The sequence below is a fragment of the Paraburkholderia sp. GAS206C genome (assembly GCF_050435645.1).
GTDB lineage: Bacteria > Pseudomonadota > Gammaproteobacteria > Burkholderiales > Burkholderiaceae > Paraburkholderia > Paraburkholderia phenazinium_B.
The window spans coordinates 801,942-825,214 of record NZ_JBNDKR010000001.1 but is presented as its reverse complement, the minus strand read 5'-3'; the positions used below and the strand labels follow the sequence as shown (position 1 = coordinate 825,214).

The window sequence follows — 23,273 nt, the reverse complement described above, 5'->3', positions numbered from 1 at the left end:
CGCGCCTAAAACGAGCCATTTTTTTCAAAAAAGGAAACTCGAGACCGCTCCACCAAAGGCGATGGAGCGGCTGCCTTTCGTACTTGCGTTTGTTGAAAGTCTGACTTTCTTTAGTGCCGTCTCGTCAAGAAAAGTGGCTACTTAAACTTTGCTTGCACTTTCATGTTGCTGCCGCAACCAGCAGTGACAGCGCCGCAGAGCGCAGAAGGGCAAAGGAAAAAACAGACTCTCTCACCTCACTCATCAGGTACAAGGCAAATGAAGAAACCATGTTTGGCCGGATTGTTGTCCGCACTTGCGCTGTGTAATGTCGCGCATGCTCAAAGCAGTGTCACGCTTTATGGCCTCATCGATGAGGGTTTCGATTTCACCACCAACGCCGCGGGCAACCGTGGCTACCAGATGGTGAGCGGCGACACGGCCGGGAGCCGCTTTGGCCTGAAAGGCAGCGAAGACCTTGGCGGCGGCCTGAGCGCAATCTTTCGTTTGGAAAACGGCTTCAATACCAACACCGGCACGATGGGGCAAGGCGGTCTGCTGTTCGGACGTCAGGCTTACGTTGGCTTGTCGTCTGCGCAGTACGGAACCATCACGATGGGCCGTCAATACGATCCGACCGTCGATATGTGGAGTGCTCTCACGGCGGCCGGCAATTGGGAGGGCGACCTTGGTTCGCACCCGTACGACAACGACAACGCGGACTGGGATTACCGTATCCAGAACTCGGTCAAGTATGTGTCGCCCACGGTTGCGGGCTTCACCGGCGAGGCCTTGTACGGTTTTAGCAACGAGGCGGGCGGGTTCGCCGACAATCGCGTATACAGCGCAGCGGTGCAGTACCAGATGGGCCCGGTTACTGCGGTTGCCGCTTATATGAAGACCGACAACGGCGGTGCGACTGCCGGTGGCGCGGCGCCGAGCGCGACAGTGGTGTTTATCGGGAGCTCGCAGCAAAACATCGATGCGGCCTTTTCGTACAAGTTCGCCGACAAGGCGATTGTCTCGCTGGCCTATTCGCACGTGGATATCTACAATCCGACCTCCAACGCATACTTCGTTACGCAACCGGCTCCCGGAACACAGAACTCATGGAAGTTCGACAATATCGAACTCAACGGCCAGTACTTCTTTGCGCATGACTTCTGGCTGGGCGCAGCCTACACGTTTACGCGCGCGCACGTTTCAACGGTGACGGGCAGTTCGGATCCCAATTGGAACCAGCTATCTCTGATGCTCGACTACGATCTGAGTGCACGCACTTCGGTTTACGTGCAGGGGGCGTACCAGCATGCTGATGGCAAGACCGGCCAGGACTTTGATTATGCGAACATTCTCGGATCGCCGAGCGAGTCGTCGAGCGGCAACCAGATGGTGTATCGCATCGCGATGACGCATCGCTTCTAAGACGTCTCACCTTAGCTTCAGCATAAAAGGCACACGCCGGAATCCGGCGTGTGCCTTTTTCATTGTTGCGGCATTTAGTGCTTAGGTTGCCTTCGACGCAATCTCTCGTGAGTTATGTGATGGCTTGCAGTTGGCTCAATGTAAAGAATTTGCATTGATGTTTCATGCAATGTGTACAAACGTGACGGGTTTTTCATCTTCGTGCGGCCTGGTATTTATTCGTGCGGAGCTATGATGCCAGGACTGTAACCAGTATGACCATGTCCTGGTGGCGCGCAACAGGAGATTGGCAGGGCTTTGTCTGGCGACGCGCTTCGCATGACGCCGATGCAGGCGTGTCGTGGCAAGCGTAGACGAGACGCCTCATAAATTAAATATAGCAGAATCTGTAAGCTATGGAATCCTGATTGTAATGTTTTTGGCGATGTTGAAGCTTTCGACATCGATAGCAGAAAACGCGCATGACTTTCGGATGTTCACTATGTGGTCTTACGCTCAATCCATTTTCCTTCTGACCGCTAGCGTCGCGAGGATGTCCATCAAGTCCACGCTTTCAACAAATCTACAAGTGAGGGGCCGATGACCGTGTCCACTCTGGATTTTGGCAAAGTACGGGGGAAGGCGATCTCCAGCGATAAACAGGAGACGGCTACCAGGCGCCGTTCCGGGCAGCGCTGGCATACCACTACATTTAGATGGCTGTCGGCGTACGCAGCGATTTTTACCCTGTGTTTCGTGGCCTTGCTGGGGTTTCTCGAATACTCGGTGGGCGCGGCGATGGAACGCGAAGCCGATAGTGGGATTCGCTGGCAGATGCGTTACTTCGATTCGAAGTCCGACGATCAGCTTGCCTCCGTCATCAACCAAAGGCTCGAGCGCGAAATCCGGCACACCAATTACTACGGCGTATTCGCTCCGGACGGTCATCGGATCGCGGGGGACATTGCCACGATGCCACCCGGGCTGAAGCTCGACAAAGCGGGCGAATCCCATAGCACCAGTATGGGACGCACGATCGAACTGCCGGATAACGCGTCGATGCCCACGGTGCGCGTGATAGGGGAACTCCGCGACAACGGCGTCAAGCTCGTCATAGGACGCAACCTGTCCGACGTGCGGCACGTGCGGGAGGAACTGACCAAAGTGCTGATCGTCGGCGGCGTGCTGTGTCTCGGACTCAGTCTTGCCACCGGCCTGTTGCTGAGCCTGCGTCAGATGCGCCGTGTGGCGGACATGCGGCGCGTGACTACCCGCATCGCCAACGGGGATCTCGCGCAACGTTTGCCGACCGGCGGTCGTGACGAACTGGACATGCTGTGTCACCTCGTCAATCACATGCTCGATGAAGTTGAGCGCCTCATGAACGAAGTCAAAGGCGCATGCGATGGCATTGCTCACGATCTGCGTACGCCGTTGGTGCGTTTGCGTCTGCAGTTGGCCAATCTCGCCGAGCGGGTCCGGGCCACGGGCGACAGCGCGGCCGACTCGCTGCTCGCTAACGCGCGCGTCGAGGCCGACTCGATTCTCGAACGTTTCGGGGCGATGCTGCGTATTTCGGAAATCGGAGCGCTGCAACGGCGCAGCGGCTTCGACGTGATTTCGTTGCAAACGCTGGTCGACGAACTGTGCGAGCTCTATGAACCGCTTGCCGAAGAGAAGGCGATCACTCTGAAGTCCAGCACGGCAGCTGTAGGACCATTGCATGCCGACCGCGCCTTGTTGTTCGAGGCATTCAGTAACCTGCTCGACAATGCGATCAAATTCGCGCCCAACGGCGGCGAGGTGAGCGTCGATCTCTGGTCGAGCCAGTCGGGGCCGCAACTCGTGATTGCCGACAATGGTCCCGGTATTCCGGTGAGCGAGCGTAACGCAGTGCTAAACCGTTTTTACCGTGTCGAGCAGACACGTCACGTACCGGGAACCGGACTTGGACTTGGCATCGTTTCGGCAATCATCCGGCTGCATGACTTCGAGCTGCGCATTGGTGGTGAAGACCGGGGAACGACAATCACAATCGATTGCTGGCCACACAACTTGCAGTAGGTCATAACGATAGATGAGAATCCTGCTGGTTTCTTCCTCCGAAGCGGAGACGGTTTACCTACATAAGGCATTCAGGGAAAGCGCGCATAGCGTCCAGGCAGCGGACAATCTCCGCTATGCGCTCTATCTTGCCTCGCATGAGGAATTCGATGCGATTGTCATTTCCGCTGTAGGCGTCACGCTGATGACCTCGCTCTTCGACGCGCTACCCGAACTGGCGCGGCTGCCACGTGCGCCGGCCGTGATCGTCGCGCTTGCCAGCGGCAGTTCGCAAGATCGTGCCCGGGTGCTGCGCGCGGGGGCCGACGCCTGTTTCGTGCAACCGTATTCGTTTCTGGAGATGCAGGAGCGCATGCTGGCGCTTCATCGGGCATCGGTGGCGCGCTCGGCTCAACCGTCGGCCACGCTAATCCAGCTAAGACTGGATCCACTCACGCGCGATCTGGTCGAAGACGGCAAACGCGTGCTGATGACCAAGCGCGAGTATCTGCTGATTGAATGTCTGCTGCGTCAGGTGAATGCGCCGGTCGCGAGAGATCAGCTGATCCGCTATGCATGGCCGGACAAGGAGGATGTCGATCCTTCCAGCGTCAACCTGGTGGTGTCGCGTCTGAGGCGCAAGCTGGAACTGAACGAGTTTAGAGCGAGGGTCGAGACGATTAGCCGCTACGGCTATCAGTTGGCTTCGCGTTGAACATTAAACGGTAAAGCCGCGTGGACAGGAGAAGGAGCGGCCAGCCTGGCGCCGCACGGAGCGGGTATCAAAAGGATAACTGAACATCTCGGAGAACTAAGGTGGCCGGATTGACCTGTTCGCGTTACGTGGGTCTGCCCACTGAAGCGGGCCGGTCATCCGGCGCGTATTGCTCAATGATGGGCATATACGGTGCGGTCCAGATATGCGAGTTGCCCGTCCTGCTCGGCTGTGACGAGTCTCTGATACACCTGTGCGCGGGTTCGTCCCGCAACCGGTTGACCATAAGGTGCGACCCACTGGCCGGCTTGATCAGGCGTTGCTGCTGCGGTGGTGAAGCTGGAGTCGCTCGATGCCGCATGCGGATCGTTTGCTCCCGTGTTGGTCTGGGCAAATGCGCTGCTGCTTGCGGCGAGGCCGATGAGCGCTGCCAGCATGAGGGTTTTCATGGCGGATTCCTTGTTAAGAAAGTGCAAAACCGGGTGAAGCCGGGTTGCATCGCGGGATGCCAGCCGGTGCACGCCGGCATCCCGCGACGCGCTTACGGATGGGCGTAGACGACCGTGTTCAGGTAGTTCAGCTGACCGTCTTTTTCGGCTTGCACGAGTTCGCCGTACACCTGGGCACGGGTCTTCGGTGCAATCGCCTGGGACGGCGGAACCCACGTTCCGGCGTCTTGCGGCGCGGCGTTCGACATCGCCACGGTGCTCGGGGCGTTGTTGGATGTAGCGGCAGTGGCGGGGTTGCTTTGGGCAAAGGCCGAGCTGGTTGCGAGAATACCCAGCAGAGCTGCGATCTTGATGGCTTTCATGACTGCTCCTCTATGAGGACGAGATGGTTTAGGTCCGGGCTGTACCGCACAACGCAATGTGCGTCTCGGTAAGAAGCAGAATAGAGCGGTGGGCCTATCGCAACGCGAGCATGAAAGTGAAGAGATTTTTAATCGGCAGCTATGTTTAGCCGAGAATGTAACCGGAGCCTCTAACCGTGCGGATTTGCGGGTCTTCTCCCGCAGCGCCGAGCTTCTTGCGCAAACGCCCCACATGAACATCGATCAGATTGGTGCCCGGATCAAAGCGGCAACCCCATACGCCCTCGAAGATCATCGTGCGCGTGAGCACCTGGCCCGAATGGCGCATCATGTATTCGAGCAGTTTGAGTTCGGTTGGCTGGAGGTCCAGCACCTCACCGTGATGACTGGCCCTATGCTTGAGCAGGTCGAATTTCAGTTCGCTCACCTGAAGGCTGGTTTCAGCCGTGCGCTGCGGGGTTTTGCGCCGCAGAAGCACCTCGGCGCGAGCGGCCATTTCCTCGCGCGCGAACGGCTTGGTCAAATAGTCGTCGCCACCTGCCCTTAAGCCCCTGACGCGTTCGTCGACATTCGACATGGAACTGACGAGCAGTACGGGCGTATCGATGCCTACGTCGCGCATGGTCGTGAGAATCGTCAAGCCATCGAGGTCAGGGAGCGTGCGATCCAGTGTGACGAGATCGTAGGGGAACGCCATGATTTTGGCGATGCCATCGCGCCCGCAGCGTGCGACGTCGACCTCATAGCCAGACTCCGAGAGCGAGCTCACAATCTCGTGAATCATCAATTCATCGTCTTCCACAGAGAGCACTTTAGGCATGGCTTATCAGTTTACGAAGAAGGAGGCACGAGTCGACCCTGCATTCGCACTGCTGACAATGCGTGCATGGAGGACCATCGGACAGATCACAGGGTCATCATCGCCGACGGCTGGTAACCTGGCGTCGCCACATGGATTAAGTGTTTTTAATGGTTTTGCAACGGAGCCGGGCGCGACGTGTGGCGTTATGCAGTGGCTCGCTACAGGCGGGAGCCGCCATGGCTTGAAGGTGTTTCGAGCCGAAATGAATGCGCGCGAGGCGTGGGCTCGGATTTAATTTGTGTCAGACTAGCTTGCTACCGGTTCTGCGGCCGCCAGCCTGCATGGCCTGCCGTCGAGGTTTCAGTCACGACACCACCGCGCGCGACATCACACACGCGCGTTTGGGCTCGCACGCAATCTGGACGGGCGGCGACGCAACACATTCCGGCTCCATTCATTATTCACTCGGTTTTTCATGCGCTCCAAGTTCCTCAAATGGTTTTTCATTGTCTGCCTGCTCGGCAGCGGCACGGTCTATTCCGCGTTCATCCTCGTGTTGTTTCCTTTCGCGGGAAGGTCCGGACGCTACTGGCTGGCAGCGCAATGGTGTCGTGCAATGGTTGCATGGATGCGTTGGCTACCCGGCGTGACCTGTTCGGTGGAAGGGCTTGAGCATCTTCCGGATGGGCCGTCGATTCTGTTGTGCCGTCACGAATCGACTTGGGAGACGCTGGCATTTCTCGCGCTGTTTCCACGGCGCATCAGTTTCGTCTTCAAGGAAGATCTGTTGCGCATTCCGTTCTTTGGCTGGGTGCTACGTGGCCTCGATATGGTGAGCCTGAACCGCGGGTCGCCACGTCAGGCTCATCAGGCGGTCACGCAAGAGTGCGCCGAGCGTCTCGCCAAGGGTGATGTCGTGGTGATCTTTCCGGAGGGCACCCGTGTGCCGCACGACGCGCCGCCTCGGCTGACCTCGGGCGGTATCCGTCTGGCATGTGCGACCGGTGCCCCGGTGGTACCTGTGGTGCATAACGCGGGAAAAGTTTGGCCGGCAAAAGGTTGGCCAGACAGGAAAGGGCATATTCGGGTCGTCGTGGGTCCCGAGTTTTCCTCTGTCGAGACTTCGCAACAGGAGTTGAGCCGGGCGGTTCACGACTGGATGAAAACGGCTCTGCTAAAGCTCTGATGGCTCTGCAAGAAACGCGCGGGTACGTTTTACCGGACTTTGGTATCCGATCAAGTATTTATTGCCTGTGAACTAACAATAAAGGCGCTTATGGCGGCCTAGGCTGCCATGAAAGCAAATGGCCCGCCGAGGCGGGCCATTTGCAGCAGGGGGGGAACGAACGTCCCGGCCTGTTACAGCGGCGTGATGTTTGCCGCTTGCTTACCCTTCGGGCCTTGCTTCACTTCGAAGCTGACCTTCTGGTTTTCTTGCAGCGATTTGAAGCCGCTTCCCTGAACTTCCGAGAAGTGCGCGAACAGATCTTCGCCGCCGCCGTCAGGCGTAATGAAACCAAAACCCTTTGCATCATTGAACCACTTCACAATACCGGTTGCCATTTTTTAATCCATTCAATTTAAATGTCGCGTTCGCGTGTGCCGCGTCTTCGCCCCGCGACCGAACGCGAAGAATGACTTTGTACCACGCTGATATCAAACCTGCCAATCATGATGTTTCTGTAGGTCGCTTAAATCGGACAAATGCCAGTCAGGCGGTGTTGGGAAACTGTAATGTCAGGGTAGGGTAAACTGCGTGCACACTCTCCCGAGGAAATACATGAAACATTACTTGCAGGAAGAGTTGACATCGTTTTGGGGCCGTCTGACCCCTTACTTCGCGCTGCTGGAATCCGCGCAAAGCGACGTTCTGGAGCCGATTGGGCGTGTCACTGTGGACACGGACGAGCGGCAGGCATTTGCGCTACATACCACTGACGTCAAGCCGCAGGGCGATACGTCGGAGCTTCCGACGGGGCAAAGCGCTACCTATACGCGGTTGAAGGGCGATGGAGCGGTGTGGGGGCCGTGGTTCAGGGAAGCGTATTGATCTGGTATTGCGCTCGTGTCACTCGCGGTGCGTGAAGATTTGCGACAATGCTGGTTTGCTTTGGGTGCCTGCGGCGATCCGTACGTGGTCGTGGGCGCTTGCGCTTCCTAATTCACCTCGTTTCGACGTATGAGCAAGTCTGCATTCATTCCCAGTGTTCCAGCGAAGTCCGAGAGTGATTTCGAAGTCTCGGCTTCGACCCGACTCGCCGGGTATCGGCGGTTTTTTGGTGTCTTGAAGGTGGTTCGCAAGACCGATGGGAAGGTGTTGTTTCCATTCGATGGGGCGGGGGAGATTGGGCCTTTTGTTACCAAGGTCGAGGCGTTGGCTGCTGCGCAGGTGCGGGGGGAGGGGATTGTTGCTGGGGATTTGGTTCGGCCGGAGTTGTAGGGGGTTGGGGGTTTTTGCCTGCGGCGCCTTGGGTTGGGTGTTTTCTGGCGGTGTTGGCCTTTCCTTGCATTGGTATCGGTCTATTAGCTTCGCCCCTGTGCGGGGCGGCACTTACTTTCTTTGCCGCCGCAAAGAAAGTAAGCAAAGAAAGCGGGCTTCCAACCGCTAGCCTGTAGGTGTCCCCCACTGGCATGAAGCCGGAGTGGTCCGCGCACGCATTGCGTCCTCGCACCACACGCGTTAGTGACAAAGGACTCATCCGTTCCAGCGTCGCGCTTCGCGCCACGCCGTCGGGCGTAACTTCCTCTGCGAACTGTGTAGGTATTCTAACTATTTTGGATTGCCGTTCCGCACTGGGCGAAGCTGATAGACCGATGGCAGTGCAAGGAGAGGCCAGCTCCGCAGGAACACGGTCAAGTGCCGCAGGCAAAAAGCAAACGTCAGTTCTTATTGCGCCTCCGCCTGCGCGCGACTCACCACTACATTCTTAGAAGCATTCCCGGCCACGGCGGGCTCCGCGTCCGCACGCTGCCCCATAGTCCACCCCGCAGGCTTGGTCGTCCAGGGACTGGAAACCGGATCCCCCTGGTAAGTCATCCCCGCCGTCGCGGCACCATGCGCATTGCCGGCAAACGCCACACCCGACACCCCAAACGAAACCGCAGCCACTCCCGTCAAAACGACAGTCAGCATTGCCTTGTTCATTTCATTTCTCCCAGAATGCGATGCAGAAATTGCGCCGCGTCACTTCATATACGAGGTCTCCTCATCACTGGATGCACGGTGCAATAAAGTCGGGAGCCCCCGACAAGTCCCGCGCTCCTGGAGACGCGATCGGTAACCTCACGTTACCAATCTCGCATGCACGTTTCACCTGTAAATCCGAACTCTTCATAGACTCCCGTCACTGCCCGTGTCGCCGGTAGCACCCGGTCACAGGGCAATCACCGAGGTCGTGCGCGCTCGCGTGTACGTCGCGACCGGCATCGCGCACGGGTCGTACGTCGCCTTCGCGCGCCAGGTTCTTTTATGCGGGAGATCTCAATGCAGCGAACGCGTAACCCCCTCGTCACTGCCCAACTGGACGGCACGGAGCTGTGCGCCGACTATTGCGAGCAAACGGGGCGTCTTCGTGTTCTGCAGGGCACAACCGTCGTGCAGGAATGGTTTCCACCCAATTCGTGGATCGCCATTGCGTCAGTGGCCGGCGCCCGAAACTGGGGGACTCGGCCCGACTCGAATGAACTTCAAACTTTGCTCGCTAGTCAGGCATCCTTGTTGCGCCTCGGCTAGCGGCTCTGAGTGCGCCTGGTGGCGCATGTTCTCGACCTACCTATAAACCGGTGTCGCCAGCGCTTTACGACGGCTGCGCCTCTTTGAACCCGATCGATACGAACAAGGCTTCGGAGGCGGCATTGCCGGGGCTGATCATGGCGCAACAGCGGCAGTAGCCCAAGGTCGCAAGCGCCTGGGTCGCCGCTTGCAGAAGAAGCCGGCCATATCGCCGTCGGCGGTACTCCGGTGCGACAGCGATCGCTGCAATCACCGGCATCCCGTACGGCTCGTAATCGGTCGCGAGCAAAAACGCCGCACACTCGCCGTCGACGATGGCGACACGCGACGCCGCTGCGATGAACGGCCCATATTTGCCGTCGATGATCGCGTTCACCTTCCGCGCGGCCTGCTCCTCCGGCATGCCGTCGTCATCCACGGTGCCTTGAAAAGCGCGGTACATGATCGAGGCGATCGCGGGGACGTCCTCCCTTGCGATAGCCCGCGTGACCGCTGCGCATACGTCCGGGGCGGCGTGCGTGAAAAGCTCGAATTCCCATTTGCGGCGGGAGGACATGACTTGTGTTTCCCTCTGTACGGCAGATGTGATCGGCCTGGACCACGTTTCCAGACGGGGTCCGGCTTCGCATTTTAATTGCTCGTGTTTCACACCAGGCCTCGAACCATAACATGAGTTTTTCGAATGTTTGTGGCTCGAATTAGTCGCTTGTCGGTCCTCGCGACGCGGAGAAGAATTCTGCCCATGCACCGGCGGCGTGCCATTCATCGCGGCCGGCAATGTGTTTTTCGCACCACGCCACCTGGTAAAGACTATGCGACTCGAGCGGAATTTTGCTAACGGCCAGTTCATCGAACCCGCAACCGGCGACCTCATCTCCGTCTACAACCCCGCTACCGGCGCCCTGGTTGCCCAGGTCTCCGCTGCGTCGAGAGACGAAGCATTCGCCGCGGTCGGCGCCGCCGCCATTGCGCAGAAAGGCTGGCGTAAGCTGCCCGCCGCCGAGCGGGCGGTCCATCTGCACAAGCTTGCAGATGCCTTGACGGAATGTGCACCAGCTATCGGCGCCGCGCTCGCGCTGGAGTCCGGTAAAAGCGTCGCGGATGCCACTAACGAAGCTATCTATGCCGCTCAAATCACCCACTATCACGCGGAATGGGCGCGCCGCATCGAAGGCGAAGTCATTCCGAGCGATACCCCCGACGAGAATCTGGTCTTGCATCGCGAGCCGATCGGTGTCGTCGCCTGCCTGATTCCGTTCAACTATCCGGTCTACACATTGCTGCGCAAGATCGCGCCTGCTCTGATCTCCGGCAACACGGTCGTGGTGCGCCCAAGCAACAACACGCCGATCTCGGCATTCGAAATTGCCAGGGCAGTCGAACGCGCCGGTTTGCCGGCAGGTGTCGTGAACATTCTGGCCATGAGTCACGCGACCGCGGAAGACGTCTGCACGCATCCGGCGGTCGGCATGATCACGTTGACGGGCAGCGTCAGTGCCGGGCGCAAGGTGCTCGAGTATTGCAAGGCGAACATCGCCAAGCCGTCGCTCGAACTGGGCGGCAAAACGCCCGCCATCGTCGAGCCGGATGCCGACCTCGAAAAGGCCGCGCGCGAACTGGTGGCGTCCAAGACCACACATTGTGGCCAGTTGTGCACGGCGATCGAACGCGTCTATGTGCACGAGAGCGTGCACGATCGCTTTGTCGCGCTGCTCAGGCAGCACATGAGTGCGGTGAAAATCGGCGACCGCGCTGAAAACGCCGCCCTCATGGGGCCGCTTGTGAACGAGGCGTCGCGTCAGTCGATCCATGCAATGGTTATGCGCGCCGTGGAAGCAGGCGCCAGGCTCGAGACGGGTGGCGAGTTGCCCGGCGGCAACGGCTTCTTTTACCCGGCAACGTTGCTCTCGAACTGCAGCCAGGACATGGAGATTATCCATGAAGAGACCTTTGGTCCGATCATGCCGGTCGTCAAATACAGCACGCTCGACGAAGCGCTTGGGATGGCTAACGATCACCAGTTCGGTTTGTCGTCAGTGCTTTACACCGAGAACTATCGTTCCGCGATGAAGATCGCCAACGGCATCGAAGCGGGGGAGCTGTACGTGAACCGCACGCCGGCCGACCCGTATCAGGGCTTCCACGCGGGCTGGAAGCGCTCTGGCCTCGGCGGCGACGATGGCAAGCACGGCATGCTCGAATTTACGCAGACACGCCTCGTGGTCATGAAGTACTAAAGGCTCGATACACACTCAAACCCGGCACGCTGCACACAGCGGCGCGCCCTTTCTGAACCTGCAGTCTCGCGCAAGCACGCTGCAACCATAACAAAGATATTGGAGATGCGACAAAGCCGGGGCAGCAATGCGCTGCAGGCCTTGTGTGTCTCTTAGGAGCACCCCAGTGTCATCTCAACCGGTTCAATCCAACGCCGCGCTGTCGGTGGCCCACGACGCAGCCGCGCTGCGGAAAAACGCTGCACAGCGCTATGTGCAACTGCTGCTGCTGGTGATCGCCGCCGGCGCGATTTATCCCATTCTTTATTTGCGGCAGGTGTATCAGCCGACCATGCTGGAGGTGTTCCATATCACCGACAGCCAGCTCGGCTATCTCTACTCGTCGCTTGGGACGATCTTCCTGATCAGCTATCTGCCGAGCGGCTGGCTCGCCGACCGTATCGCGCCGCGCATGCTCATCAGTTTCTCACTGGTCGCAACCGGCGCGCTGGGTCTGTGGTATTCGACCGCGCCGTCGTTTCATCTGCTGATGGTCATCTTCGGCGGCTGGGGTCTGTCGACCGGTCTGACGTTCTGGGCTGCCGTCATCAAGCGAGTGTCGATGATCGCCGGAGCATATGAACAAGGCCGCTTCTTCGGTTTTCTCGACGGTGGCCGTGGCCTGATCGAAGCGCTGCTGGCGACCGTCGCGATCACCTTGTTCGCCTGGATGACGCAGACGCGTGGTGAACCGGTCGCGGCAGGTTTCAGGCTGGTGGTGTACATGTACGCGTTTCTGTGCATTGTGCTCGGCGTAGTGCTTGGTCTCGTGAAGGATCCGCAGGGTAGCAAAGCCGCGGCGGACCACGCCGCCGTACGCAGGCGCAGTAACGTCTTTGTCGACCTGAAAACGCTCGCCTTGATTCCGGAGCTGTGGCTGGTGGCCGCCATTGTGTTCTGCGGTTATCAGGTCTTCTGGGCGACCTACAGCTTTTCGGCCTATCTGCATGAAGGCGCGATTGGTCTCTCCGTGGTGATGGCCGGCACGATCACCACGCTCAAGCTGTGGATGCGGCCTATCGGCGGCATTGGTGGCGGTTTCCTCGGCGACCGCCTTTCCAAGGTCTCCGTGCTGGTGATCGCGCTGTTCCTCGCGGCACTCTCGCTGGTCGGACTGGTTGCTGCGCCTGGAATCGGCAGCCACGTGGCGCTGGTGTTCCTCGTGTTGTTCATCGGCATTCTGACTTACGCAATTCGCGGCTTGTACTGGTCGTTGCTCGATCGCTGCAATGTGCCCGTCGAAACGATGGGTCTGGCAATCGGTTTGATCTCGGTGCTCGGCTATTCGCCGGACGTCTTTCTGCCGCTTATCAACGGCTATCTGACGCAGACCTATCCCGGTGTATTCGGGTACCAGCTCTACTTTGGTTATGTAGCCGCAGTCGCTGCGCTCGGCGGCTTCGCTGCTCTTGCACTTAGAAACATGCTTAACAGGAAAGAAGGTCTGTAAATGAAAGTTGTCTCGCTCGAAACGCATATCGTCGCCGTGCCGCCGCCGCATCTGGGCGGCATGTACTGGATCTTCGTCAAGCTGAAGACGGCGTGCGGGATTGAAGGCGTCGGCGAAATCTATTCGGCGACGTTTCATCCGAATGCGATGACCCATCTCATCGACGATGTGTTCGGCCGCTATCTGCTCGACAAGGATCCGCATCACGTCGAGCGGCTGTGGCGTGAAGCCTATTCGAGCGGCTTTACGCAGCGTCCCGACCTGACCATGATGGGCATCGTCAGCGGCCTGGAGATGGCCTGCTGGGACATCATCGGCAAGGCTGCCGGCAAGCCTGTCTACGAACTGATGGGCGGCATGGTCAACGAACGGCTTCGCTCGTACACCTATCTGTATCCGAAGAATCGCGACGGCGAATACGATTACGACGATCCCGATCTCGCGGCCGAATGCGCGGTCCAGAACGTGAAACGCGGCTTCACGGCGGTCAAGTTCGACCCGGCAGGTCCGTACACCGCGTATTCCGGTCACCAGTTGTCGATAGAAGTACTGGACCGTTGCGAACTGTTTTGCCGCAGGGTGCGCGAAGCGGTGGGCAGCAAGGCCGATTTGCTGTTCGGCACACATGGGCAAATGGTGCCGTCGTCGGCTATCCGTCTTGCCAAACGTCTCGAGAAATACGATCCGCTCTGGTTCGAAGAGCCGGTGCCGCCGGGACAGGAAGGCGCGATGGCGCAAGTGGCCAAACACACCAGCATTCCTATCGCGGCTGGCGAGCGTCTGACCACCAAGTACGAGTTCTTCAAGCTGCTCGAGGCGGGCGCGGCATCGATTCTGCAATTGAACGTGGCGCGCGTAGGCGGTCTGCTCGAAGCGAAGAAAGTCGCGAGCATTGCTGAGGTGTACTACGCGCAGATCGCGCCGCATCTCTACAACGGGCCGGTGGGCGCCGCAGCGAGCATTCAACTGGCGGCTTGCACGCCGAACTTCCTGATTCAGGAAAGCATTGGGACGTGGGGCGGATTCCATGCGGAAGTATTGAAGACACCGATTCGCTGGGAAGACGGCTACATCATTCCGTCACGCGAGCCGGGTCTTGGCGTCGAACTGGACATGGATGTGGTGCGGCAACACTCGCCGTACAGCGGCGAACGCCTGCATCTGCAGATGGCCGCGAAGCCCGCCGACGTCAAGGATCTTGCGCCGGCCAAGGGTTGAACTTGAGAGTCAATTTCGCATTCACTGAAGCGGGCGCCATCGGGCGAACTACACCATGAACTACGACTACATTATCGTCGGCGCCGGCTCTGCGGGCTGCATCCTCGCGAATCGCCTGACGGCCTCGGGTGAATACTCGGTGCTGCTGCTCGAAGCGGGCGGCAAAGATAGCTCGTTCTGGTTCAAGGTCCCAGTGGGTTTCACCAAAACGTACTACAACGAAACCTATAACTGGATGTACTACAGCGAGCCCGAAAAGGAACTCGACAACCGGCCAATCTATTGTCCGCGCGGCAAGGTGCAGGGCGGCTCGGGATCGATCAACGCAATGATCTTCGTGCGCGGTCAACCGCACGATTTCGACGACTGGGCGGCCGCGGGCAACAAAGGCTGGTCGTTTAACGACGTGCTGCCGTATTTCCGCAAGCTCGAGTCGCATCCTCTTGGCAATACTGAATATCACGGCCAAGATGGCCCAATTCGCATTTCACCGATGAAGGATGCCGTACATCCGATTTGCCACGTGTTTTTGAAGGGCTGCGAGCAGGCGGGTTATCAGCGGACTCAAGACTTCAATGGTGCGCAGTTCGAAGGTGCGGGCATTTACGATGTGAACACGCGCAACGGGCAACGTTCGTCGAGCAGCTTCGAATATCTTCATCCGGTACTGGAGCGCAAGAATCTGAGCGTCGAACGTGACGTGCTGGTGAGCCAGGTGCTGTTCGACACCAACAAGCGTGCGACGGGCGTAGTGGTCAAGCAGGGCGGCAGCGAGCGCAGGTTTTTAGCGAATCGTGAGGTGATCTTGTCGGCTGGCGCAGTGGATACGCCGAAGCTGTTGCAGCTGTCCGGCGTCGGCGCCAAGGCGTTGCTCGCGCAGCATCGCATTCCGCTCGTGCATGAATTGCCGGCAGTCGGGCAAAATCTGCAGGATCATCTGTGCGTAAGCTTCTACTATCGCGCCAACGTGAAGACGTTAAACGACGAAATGCGGCCGCTGCTCGGCAAGCTCAAGCTGGGTCTGCAGTATCTGTTGACCCGCAAGGGGCCGCTCGCGATGAGCGTGAATCAGTCCGGTGGCTTTTTCAAGGGCAACGACCAGGAGGCGCAGCCTAACTTGCAGCTCTATTTCAACCCGTTGTCGTATCGCATTCCTAAGAGCAGCAAGGCGAGCCTCGAGCCGGAACCATATTCTGGCTTCCTGCTGGCGTTCAATCCATGCCGGCCGACGAGCCGCGGCACGATCGAAATCGCCTCGAACCGTGTGGAAGACGCGGCGAAGATTCGTATCAACGCGTTGACCACGGACAAAGACATCGACGAAGTGATTCAGGGTTGTGAACTGGTGCGCAAGGTGATGGCCACGCCGGCGTTGCAGGGCATCACGGTCGAAGAGATTTCACCAGGGCCGCAGGTCAATACGCGAGAGGGTTTTCTGCAGTATTTCCGCGAGCAGTCGGGTTCGATCTACCACCTGTGTGGATCATGCGCGATGGGCTCCGATGCGCAGACTTCTGTGGTCGACGAACGCCTGCGCGTACACGGCATCGCAGGCTTGCGCGTGGTGGATGCGTCGATCTTCCCGAACATCACGTCCGGCAATATCAATGCGCCGACGATGATGGTGGCGGAGAAAGGGGCTCAGATGATTCTCGAAGATGCGCTGATGGAAGTCGCGCTCAAGCGCACCCAACCGGAGTTAGCGGCGACGCATTGAGTATCAGCCGGGCGTCACGGCGCGTCGTGCAACACGGCGCGTCCTTGCGTCATATCCCGCAAGGCTTCGCGCGCCGCGTCCAGTGCGGTAACAGGCATGCCGATCGTCAGCCGCACTTCCATTTCATACCCGCTATCAGCAAGCGCATAACCTTCCTGTTCGATCCAGCGGCGCACGCGCGCTTCGTCGGGATAGCCGATCTCCACTGTCAACAAGGTTTGCGCAATCCGTTCGATGCGCGGCGCGTCCTGCAGCACACGAGCAATCGAATCGGCATACGCGCGCACGAGGCCGCCCGCACCCAGCTTCACCCCGCCATAGTAGCGCACGACGGCGGCCAGCACGCCGTCGAGATCGTGATGGCGCAGTACTTCGAGGATCGGCCTGCCGGCGGTGCCGGAAGGCTCGCCGTCGTCGGACATGCCGGAATGTCCCCCGGCGAGCAACGCCCAGCACACGTGTGTAGCAGCGGGATGCGTTTCACGCAGGCGGCGCAGTTCGACCATCGCAGCATCGCGGTCCGCAACGGGAATGGCATAGGCGATAAAGCGGCTCTTGCGGATTTCGAGTTCTGCAGAGACGGATGTTGAAAGAGTGTGACTCACGTTGATGGAACTCGATTAAATCATTTGCCTGAACGCCGTTTTCTGCCGCACCTATATTGACCCCGATGGACAGGCTACGACATGATATGCCTACACGGTGCCTGGATGGACGGGGGATGAAACAAGAACGCTTCACAGCGGCGCGCATCGACGCATCCGCTTGCCAATCACGACGTGCGAGGGGCCGTCTGCTACCGCTCGTGGCAACGCTGCTTTTCTCAGCGCATGGGACGGTCGCTTTGGCTGGCGATATCGCACGGGATACCCCGGCCGCATCCATGGCGCTCGCTGCAGGGCTTTATGCAACGCCTGGGACGTCCACGTCCGTATCGGTCGTGGCGACCCCGAGCGTGACCGCAACCGCGCTTCCCGCGGAAGCTCCGCCGAACAAAGTCTCCGCGCCGCCGCCTGTCGTGATCGCATCGGCACTTCCCGCGAAGGTCCCCGAGACCACCACCAACTGGATCAGCTACGTGGCCCTGATCGCGGGCATTGTGGGCGCGATTACGGGCATCGCCGGGGCCATCATGGGCGCCTTGGGCCTTCGCAGAGCCAGCAGGCATTGAGCCAACGGTCAACCTTTCATTAGGGTTAACGGCTATTTGACAATAATCCCTTTCGGACGCGGGGGTTAATCTTAAACGCGTACTTACCTAGACTGTAGACGCTGACTGACGAACAGGGTTGTTCGTAGCAGGACAAACAAAAGTCTGGAGGTATTAGCCATGAAATCCCTTATTCAAACCGTTGTCGTTGCCGCTGCGTTTGCTGCACCGGTTGCTGTGTTCGCTCAATCGAACCAGCCTCTCACCCGTGCGGAAGTGCACGCTCAATTGGTCCAGGTCGAACAGGCTGGCTATTACCCGGGCGACGGTGACCAAAACGCTTATCCTGCGCAGATTCAGGCTGCTGAGGCCAAAATAGCAGCACAAAACGGTGCGACGGATGTGGGTGGCGTCGCAAACGGTTCGTCGGATATGGCGAAGCCGGCCGTGTCGAGTTCCAACCAGAACTAAAGGCCCTGCCACTGATGCATTGATGCCCTGATTCCGCGCTGCGGAAGAATAGCGGGCGCATCTGGCCGTTTGAACACCACGCTATGAGTGCGCACGGTCGCCGAGCGGCGCCGTGCAGAGAGCGGGCTCGCTACCGGTTTCGACCGCAGTAGCGCGCCGCTTTCGCCTTGTCACCTTGAATACCTCCGCCGTCGGGCTCCCGATGGCTTCGCTCAGACTTTTGCGGTCTGGGCGCTTTTTCCTTCGCGACCGTTACTAAATCTTTCTCGAGCTGCGCCCGCTTGCGCCGGTGAGCAAACGGGGATACTCGTCTGTTGCGATTTGCCGGAAATGAAGCGTAAGAGTCTGCACATAGGGATATTCAAATTGTGGTGAGAGTATGTGTGCTCCCAGACGGACCATGTGACCGGAATTACCTATGCGAAGGGATCTTTGCTTATCGCCTTCATTCGAATTCGAGTTGGCCAGCGCAGGCGATCTCCTGTTCGCCTGCGAGATTGACGCTACCGCTACAGCAGGCTTCACCGCCAGGGACCCGCTTCCCGCACTCTCGGTACGCGGCTGCACAGTTCTCTACGCGGGCAAGCCGATCTATGAGGCCGAATCTCCTGATGCCGCAATTATCTACCTCGATCGGCATATCAATGTATATGAGTAAGGGGCCAATGCGCATCGCCGCGTGACTCTCCGCCCCCATCTCGCGACGGCTGGCAGCGTACACGTACGTGCTAACATGTTGCCGTGCAACCAACACGTACGCGAGACCGGCTATGAATACAATGACACCGGCAAAGACGGACCTGGACGAGAGCCAGGGAAAGTCTCTCCGCCTCGTCGCTTATGAAAATTTCACGCAGCAAATCCTGAACGCCAATATCCGGCCTGGGCAATTCGTCTCGCAACGCGAACTGATGGTCCTGACCGATATGCCGCTTGGCGCGATTCGTGAAATGGTGCCGCGCCTCGAAGCCGAGGGTCTCATCAAGACCGTGCCGAACCGCGGTCTGCAGGTCTGTCATGTCGATCTGCGGTTGATCCGCAACGCCTTTCAACTGCGCCTCATGCTTGAGCGGGAGGCGGTTGCAAATTTCACCCGTACCGCATCCGACGCCGACCTCGAAAAAATCGAGCGGGCGCACAGGGATATCGTGCGCCGGGCGGTTGCCAAGAAAATCGACGATCGTCTTCTCAACGACGCCCAGACAGTCGACTGGGGTCTGCACGACATGATGATCGATGCGATGGGCAACGATATCGTCTCCAATATCTATCGCGTCAACAGTCTGCGCATCCGCCTGATCCGCCTCGAACATGTGGTCCTGAAGCCCGAGGTGGTGGTTCCGACGATGGATGAACACCTCGAACTGATCGCGGCCATTCGTGAGCGCAACGTGGAAAAAGCGGTCGGTCTGCTCGGCACGCATATCGAGAACGCGCGCCAGCGCTCGATGGGCAACTTCGGCTAGCAGGGCTACGGGCCGCCAGGTCGGCCCGAGGCATATCGCTTACGCTCCGTAAAAATTCTTCTTTGACGGCCCACTGATTTCTAACTAACATGTCAGCTACAGTTCGGTCCGTCATTGGATGATGGCTGGGTCGCGCCGGATCGATTTCGAACGCCCGTGCGGAGGTGGCGCCGCCGGGACGTATGACTGAAGGAGACGGGTTATGTCTTTCGAAGGACAGGGCGTGCTGGCAGCAGTGACGACGCCGCTCGATGCTGCGAACCGCGCGGATGTGGCGCTGCTGGCGCAGCATTCGGCAGATCTGCTGCGGCGCGGCTTACACGGCATTACTCTGTTCGGCACGACCGGCGAGGGCCAGTCGTTCACGGTCGCCGAACGGAGCGCAGCGCTCGAAGGGCTGCTCGGGCGCGGAATCAGCAGTGGTGATCTGGTGGTCGGCGCGGGCGCTGCAGCACTGGGCGACGCGATCTCCTTGACGTGGCATGCGCTGGCGCAGGGCTGCCGCCGTGTCTTGCTTTTACCTCCGTTCTATTTCAAGGATGTCAGCAGCGCCGGCGTGGTCGAATCGATCGGTCAGGTGATCGACGCCGCCGGCGATCCGGGCTTGCGCGTCATCCTCTATCACATTCCTCAGGTATCCGGAGTGAGTTTCGACGACCAGGCGATCGCGACACTGCGTCAGCGCTACGGGAACGTGATAGACGGCATCAAGGACAGCAGCGGGAACCTCGATCATTCGCTCGCGCTGATCCGCAATCATCCCGGCCTGAAAGTCTATGTGGGCGCAGAGGACACGATTGGACGCGCGCGGGCAGCGGGCGCTGCCGGATCGATCTGCGGGCTGGCCAACATCGCGCCAGAGCAGGTTCGCGCGTCTTACGACAGCGAACAGGACACAGACTTCGGCGTGCTAAAGGATCTGCTGCGGGCAGTGGCAGGTCAGCCCTTTGTGCCGCTTCTCAAGGCATGGGTCGCCGCTTGCCAGGGCAACGACGGATGGCGCCGCGTACGCGCGCCGCTCATGGCGATTGACGCGGATGTAAAAGCCGCATTGCCGCGCGCGCTGCTAGCTCGGACGACGGTGTGACGGGGTAAGCGCAATCCACCGCCCGGTATTCACGCACCGGGCCGATGCGAACCCGCGCACGCTGCGAAAACAGGGAAGGAGACACGATGGACCACGAAATCTGCTTGCCCGAGAGGGCCGGCGATACATCCGAGGCGTTGTTCGCCGCATTGCGCGATGCCCTCGGTGCTGCCGCTGTGCTGACCGGCAACGACATCCCCACACGTAACGAACAGGACTGGAGCACGCTCGGGCCCCAGCGGCCCCTGGCGGTGTTGCGTCCTACGGACACGCCCGGCGTGGCTGCGGCGATGCGCATCTGTGCGCAGTATCGCGTCCCGGTGGTACCGCAGGGCGGATTGACGGGACTGTGCGGCGGCGCCAGGCCCATCGAGGGGGCGGTGGCGTTGTCGCTCGAGCGCATGGTGGGGATCGAAGAGATCGACCCTGCATCGGCAACTATGACGGTCAAGGCGGGCACGCCGCTGCAGAACGTGCAGGAGGCCGCGGATGAGGCCGGTTTCTTCATTCCCCTGGACCTCGGTGCGCGTGGCTCGTGCGCGATCGGCGGCAATCTGTCTACGAACGCGGGCGGCAACCGTGTGATCCGCTACGGCATGGCGCGTGAAATGGTGCTGGGGCTCGAAGTCGTGCTGCCGGATGGCAGCGTGGTGACGAATCTCAACAAGATGCTGAAGAACAATGCGGGCTATGACCTCAAGCATCTGTTCATCGGCAGCGAAGGGACACTCGGCATCATCACGCGCATGGTCCTGCGCCTGTCTGCCAAACCGGGCTGCACGATGGCAGCGCTGTGCGCACTCGAAAGCTACGACAAGCTGGTCGTGTTTCTGAACGCGGCACGCCGCGGTTTAGGGCCGCTCCTGTCCGCCTTCGAGGTGATGTGGCCGGATTACTGGCAGACGGTCACGCAGCGTGTACCCGGCGTGAGCAATCCGCTGCCGGGCGAGCATGCCTGCTACGTGCTGATCGAAGCCCAGGGGATGGATGCGGCGTACGACGCTCCGCGTTTCGAGTCCTGGTTGATGCATCAGATCGAAGAAGGCGTACTCGCCGACGGAGCGCTGGCTCAATCGCTCGCGGACGTACAGGCGTTCTGGGGCGTGCGCGATGCCTGTGCGGAATTTCCGCAGGTCCTCGGGCCTCACGAACCATTCGACATCGGCTTGCCGGTCGCGGTCATGGACGAATACGTGAACGCATGTCTCGCAGCCTTGCGCGCCCGCTTTGCCGACGCGGTTGCACTCTTCTATGGGCACATCGGCGATGGCAACCTGCATATCGTCGCCTGCGTGCCGGGTGCTTCGCCGCAACCGAAAGAAGAGATCACCACGATTGTCTACGGTCTCGTACAGCAGTTCGGTGGGACGATCTCAGCTGAACATGGCATCGGCATCACCAAGAAGCCGTGGCTGCCGTACACGCGCAGCGAACCTGAGCTTGCCCTGATGTGCCGCCTGAAAGCCGCGCTCGATCCGCTGAATCTGCTCAATCCCGGCAAGGTGGTTTAAACCGCCGTCCACGATCACCGGCACGAGACCGGATGCGGTATCCCTTCAAGGGAACAACAAGGAGACGAGATGGAGACGAACCTGCACCCCGTGCACGGCGATGAAGAGGTTTTGGTGGAGCGTGCAATCAGGCGCGCCAAGTGGCGGATCGTGCCGTTTCTGATCCTGATGTACATGCTGTCGTACCTCGATCGGGCGAACATCGGTTTTGCGCAGCAGTCCTATCAGGCGTCGACGGGCGTGAGCAACGCTGCGTTCGCCTTCGGCGCAGGTATTTTCTTCATCGCCTACGCGTTGTTCGAAGTGCCAAGCAATCTGATGATGCATCGTGTCGGCGCGCGTGTCTGGCTTTCGCGCATCATGGTCACATGGGGGCTGATTTCGGCGGCCATGGCATACGCGTCGAGCGATTCGCTGTTCTCGTTCATCCGTTTCTTTCTGGGCGCCGCCGAGGCGGGACTGTTCCCAGGTGCGGTTCTCTACATGACGTACTGGTTTCCCGCTCGTGCACGCGGACAGATCATGGGGATCTTCTACTTCGGCTCGCCGCTCGCGTTGATGTTGGGCGGTCCGCTATCGGGCATGCTGCTTGAGTTCGATGGCCTGTTCGGCCTGCACGGCTGGCAATTGATGTTCCTGGTCGAAGGCCTGCTGGCGTCGGTGGTAGGCGTGTGGGGCTATTTCTATCTGTGTAATCGTCCCGAAGACGCGAAGTGGATGCCGCGCGATGAAGCACGAGCGCTCGCGCGCGCACTTGCTGCTGAAGATCGGCAGAAACAGAAAATCGGCAAGATGACTTTCCGTGCCGCGCTGGTCGATCCGAAGCTGCTGCATTTCGCGCTCCTCTATTTCTCGATCCAGATTGCAGGCTACGGGGTGGCGTTTTATTTGCCGACCCAGGTAAGCGCGCTGCTGCATGTCAAAGTGGGCCTGCACGTCGGGCTGATTTCGGCCATTCCGTGGGCCTGCGCCATCGTGGCGGGTGCGTTTTATCCGGGCTTCGCGGTGCGTACCGGACACCGGCGTGGTTTCGCGGTGCTCTCGGCTCTCTCTATCGCGTGTGGTCTTGCGGTATCGGCCAATATGGGTCCCGTTGGGGCGATCGTGGCCCTCTGTTTCGTCACGATGGGCATCATGACGGTACAGCCGATCTTCTGGACGTTTCCAGCAGCCTATCTGGGCGGCACCGCAGCGGCGGGCGGTTTCGCGGTGATCAACGCAATCGGCAATCTTGGCGGTTTCTTTGCGCCGACCGTGCGCAATGCCGTCGAGGCGTCGTTTCACTCGGTGCCTGCGGGACTTTATGTGCTTGCGGCGAGCGGCCTCGTGGCGGCGCTTCTGCTTGCCATGCTGCGTCCCGCGCAGGCCGATCGCCGCGTGTCCGATCCGGCCGAGCCTTTGCGCGCGGAAGTTTGACATACACGAGGTGGCAAACAACTA

General features: G+C 59.5%; 24 protein-coding genes. 17 read left to right on the top strand and 7 right to left on the bottom strand.

The genetic code is table 11. The features are described 5' to 3' along the window. The first annotated feature begins 258 nt into the window (after window positions 1-258). The 3 genes from P3T20_RS03835 to P3T20_RS03825 all read left to right on the top strand — a co-directional run bounded on the left by P3T20_RS03835 (window position 259) and on the right by P3T20_RS03825 (window position 4,141). Complete coding sequence (locus P3T20_RS03835; protein ID WP_429286102.1) at window positions 259-1,404, top strand: porin; 1,146 nt, start codon at window positions 259-261, stop codon at window positions 1,402-1,404. Window positions 1,405-1,983: 579 nt separating this feature from the next. Beyond that, window positions 1,984-3,447 (top strand): sensor histidine kinase, encoded by a 1,464-nt coding sequence (locus P3T20_RS03830; protein WP_429286101.1) that lies wholly within the window; start codon window positions 1,984-1,986, stop codon window positions 3,445-3,447. A gap of 13 nt (window positions 3,448-3,460) precedes the next feature. After that, on the top strand, window positions 3,461-4,141 hold the full coding sequence (locus tag P3T20_RS03825; RefSeq protein ID WP_429286100.1) for a response regulator transcription factor: 681 nt from the start codon (window positions 3,461-3,463) through the stop codon (window positions 4,139-4,141). Window positions 4,142-4,314: 173 nt separating this feature from the next. On the opposite strand, the gene P3T20_RS03820 is transcribed toward P3T20_RS03825, so the two are convergent. The 3 genes from P3T20_RS03820 to P3T20_RS03810 form a co-directional block, all read right to left on the bottom strand. After that, entirely contained in the window at window positions 4,315-4,590 is a 276-nt protein-coding gene (locus P3T20_RS03820; protein WP_429286099.1) for a DUF4148 domain-containing protein, read from the bottom strand. Window positions 4,591-4,682: 92 nt separating this feature from the next. Then, window positions 4,683-4,952 carry a DUF4148 domain-containing protein gene (locus P3T20_RS03815; protein WP_074266316.1) on the bottom strand — a complete coding sequence of 90 codons (270 nt, stop codon included), beginning with the start codon at window positions 4,950-4,952 and terminating at the stop codon, window positions 4,683-4,685. Between the two features lie 145 nt (window positions 4,953-5,097). Continuing rightward, window positions 5,098-5,772 carry a response regulator transcription factor gene (locus P3T20_RS03810; protein WP_429286098.1) on the bottom strand — a complete coding sequence of 225 codons (675 nt, stop codon included), beginning with the start codon at window positions 5,770-5,772 and terminating at the stop codon, window positions 5,098-5,100. Window positions 5,773-6,229: 457 nt separating this feature from the next. Here P3T20_RS03810 and P3T20_RS03805 point away from each other — a divergent pair, with 457 nt between their 5' ends. Next, window positions 6,230-6,940, top strand: a complete 711-nt coding sequence (locus P3T20_RS03805) for a lysophospholipid acyltransferase family protein (protein WP_074266314.1) — start codon at window positions 6,230-6,232, stop codon at window positions 6,938-6,940. Window positions 6,941-7,113: 173 nt separating this feature from the next. Here P3T20_RS03805 and P3T20_RS03800 read toward each other — a convergent pair whose 3' ends face one another. Next, window positions 7,114-7,317: a cold-shock protein gene (locus P3T20_RS03800; protein ID WP_074266313.1), complete on the bottom strand. Its 204-nt coding sequence runs from the start codon at window positions 7,315-7,317 to the stop codon at window positions 7,114-7,116. 217 nt (window positions 7,318-7,534) lie between these two features. Between P3T20_RS03800 and P3T20_RS03795 the strand changes: the two genes are divergently transcribed. Together P3T20_RS03795 and P3T20_RS03790 are read left to right on the top strand one after the other, a co-directional pair. Then, window positions 7,535-7,804 (top strand): hypothetical protein, encoded by a 270-nt coding sequence (locus P3T20_RS03795; RefSeq protein WP_429286097.1) that lies wholly within the window; start codon window positions 7,535-7,537, stop codon window positions 7,802-7,804. Window positions 7,805-7,933: 129 nt separating this feature from the next. Next, complete coding sequence (locus P3T20_RS03790; RefSeq protein ID WP_074266311.1) at window positions 7,934-8,194, top strand: DUF6723 family protein; 261 nt, start codon at window positions 7,934-7,936, stop codon at window positions 8,192-8,194. A gap of 447 nt (window positions 8,195-8,641) precedes the next feature. Here P3T20_RS03790 and P3T20_RS03785 read toward each other — a convergent pair whose 3' ends face one another. Next, window positions 8,642-8,899, bottom strand: coding sequence for a hypothetical protein (locus tag P3T20_RS03785; protein WP_429286096.1), 258 nt, complete (start codon window positions 8,897-8,899; stop codon window positions 8,642-8,644). A gap of 652 nt (window positions 8,900-9,551) precedes the next feature. After that, window positions 9,552-10,043: a GNAT family N-acetyltransferase gene (locus P3T20_RS03780; RefSeq protein ID WP_074266308.1), complete on the bottom strand. Its 492-nt coding sequence runs from the start codon at window positions 10,041-10,043 to the stop codon at window positions 9,552-9,554. A 256-nt stretch (window positions 10,044-10,299) separates the two neighbouring features. Between P3T20_RS03780 and aldA the strand changes: the two genes are divergently transcribed. The 4 genes from aldA (at window position 10,300) to P3T20_RS03760 (ending at window position 16,148) form a co-directional block, all read left to right on the top strand. Then, window positions 10,300-11,724, top strand: a complete 1,425-nt coding sequence (gene aldA, locus P3T20_RS03775) for an aldehyde dehydrogenase (protein ID WP_429286095.1) — start codon at window positions 10,300-10,302, stop codon at window positions 11,722-11,724. A gap of 166 nt (window positions 11,725-11,890) precedes the next feature. Then, window positions 11,891-13,213 (top strand): MFS transporter, encoded by a 1,323-nt coding sequence (locus P3T20_RS03770; protein ID WP_429286094.1) that lies wholly within the window; start codon window positions 11,891-11,893, stop codon window positions 13,211-13,213. After that, entirely contained in the window at window positions 13,214-14,431 is a 1,218-nt protein-coding gene (locus P3T20_RS03765; RefSeq protein ID WP_074266306.1) for a mandelate racemase/muconate lactonizing enzyme family protein, read from the top strand. Window positions 14,432-14,486: 55 nt separating this feature from the next. Beyond that, window positions 14,487-16,148 (top strand): GMC family oxidoreductase, encoded by a 1,662-nt coding sequence (locus P3T20_RS03760; protein ID WP_074266305.1) that lies wholly within the window; start codon window positions 14,487-14,489, stop codon window positions 16,146-16,148. 14 nt (window positions 16,149-16,162) lie between these two features. On the opposite strand, the gene P3T20_RS03755 is transcribed toward P3T20_RS03760, so the two are convergent. Continuing rightward, window positions 16,163-16,753: an IMPACT family protein gene (locus tag P3T20_RS03755; protein ID WP_074266304.1), complete on the bottom strand. Its 591-nt coding sequence runs from the start codon at window positions 16,751-16,753 to the stop codon at window positions 16,163-16,165. Window positions 16,754-16,869: 116 nt separating this feature from the next. Between P3T20_RS03755 and P3T20_RS03750 the strand changes: the two genes are divergently transcribed. The 7 genes from P3T20_RS03750 to P3T20_RS03720 all read left to right on the top strand — a co-directional run bounded on the left by P3T20_RS03750 (window position 16,870) and on the right by P3T20_RS03720 (window position 23,249). Continuing rightward, complete coding sequence (locus tag P3T20_RS03750; protein WP_074266303.1) at window positions 16,870-17,319, top strand: hypothetical protein; 450 nt, start codon at window positions 16,870-16,872, stop codon at window positions 17,317-17,319. A gap of 159 nt (window positions 17,320-17,478) precedes the next feature. Further along, window positions 17,479-17,769: a DUF4148 domain-containing protein gene (locus P3T20_RS03745; RefSeq protein ID WP_074266302.1), complete on the top strand. Its 291-nt coding sequence runs from the start codon at window positions 17,479-17,481 to the stop codon at window positions 17,767-17,769. A 418-nt stretch (window positions 17,770-18,187) separates the two neighbouring features. Next, window positions 18,188-18,427, top strand: coding sequence for a hypothetical protein (locus P3T20_RS03740; RefSeq protein WP_074266301.1), 240 nt, complete (start codon window positions 18,188-18,190; stop codon window positions 18,425-18,427). Window positions 18,428-18,539: 112 nt separating this feature from the next. After that, entirely contained in the window at window positions 18,540-19,235 is a 696-nt protein-coding gene (locus tag P3T20_RS03735) for a GntR family transcriptional regulator (RefSeq protein WP_143787624.1), read from the top strand. 202 nt (window positions 19,236-19,437) lie between these two features. Further along, entirely contained in the window at window positions 19,438-20,322 is an 885-nt protein-coding gene (locus P3T20_RS03730) for a dihydrodipicolinate synthase family protein (protein WP_074266300.1), read from the top strand. Between the two features lie 86 nt (window positions 20,323-20,408). Further along, window positions 20,409-21,833 (top strand): FAD-binding oxidoreductase, encoded by a 1,425-nt coding sequence (locus tag P3T20_RS03725; protein ID WP_429286093.1) that lies wholly within the window; start codon window positions 20,409-20,411, stop codon window positions 21,831-21,833. Window positions 21,834-21,902: 69 nt separating this feature from the next. Then, window positions 21,903-23,249: an MFS transporter gene (locus P3T20_RS03720; RefSeq protein ID WP_429286092.1), complete on the top strand. Its 1,347-nt coding sequence runs from the start codon at window positions 21,903-21,905 to the stop codon at window positions 23,247-23,249. Window positions 23,250-23,273 lie beyond the last annotated feature (24 nt).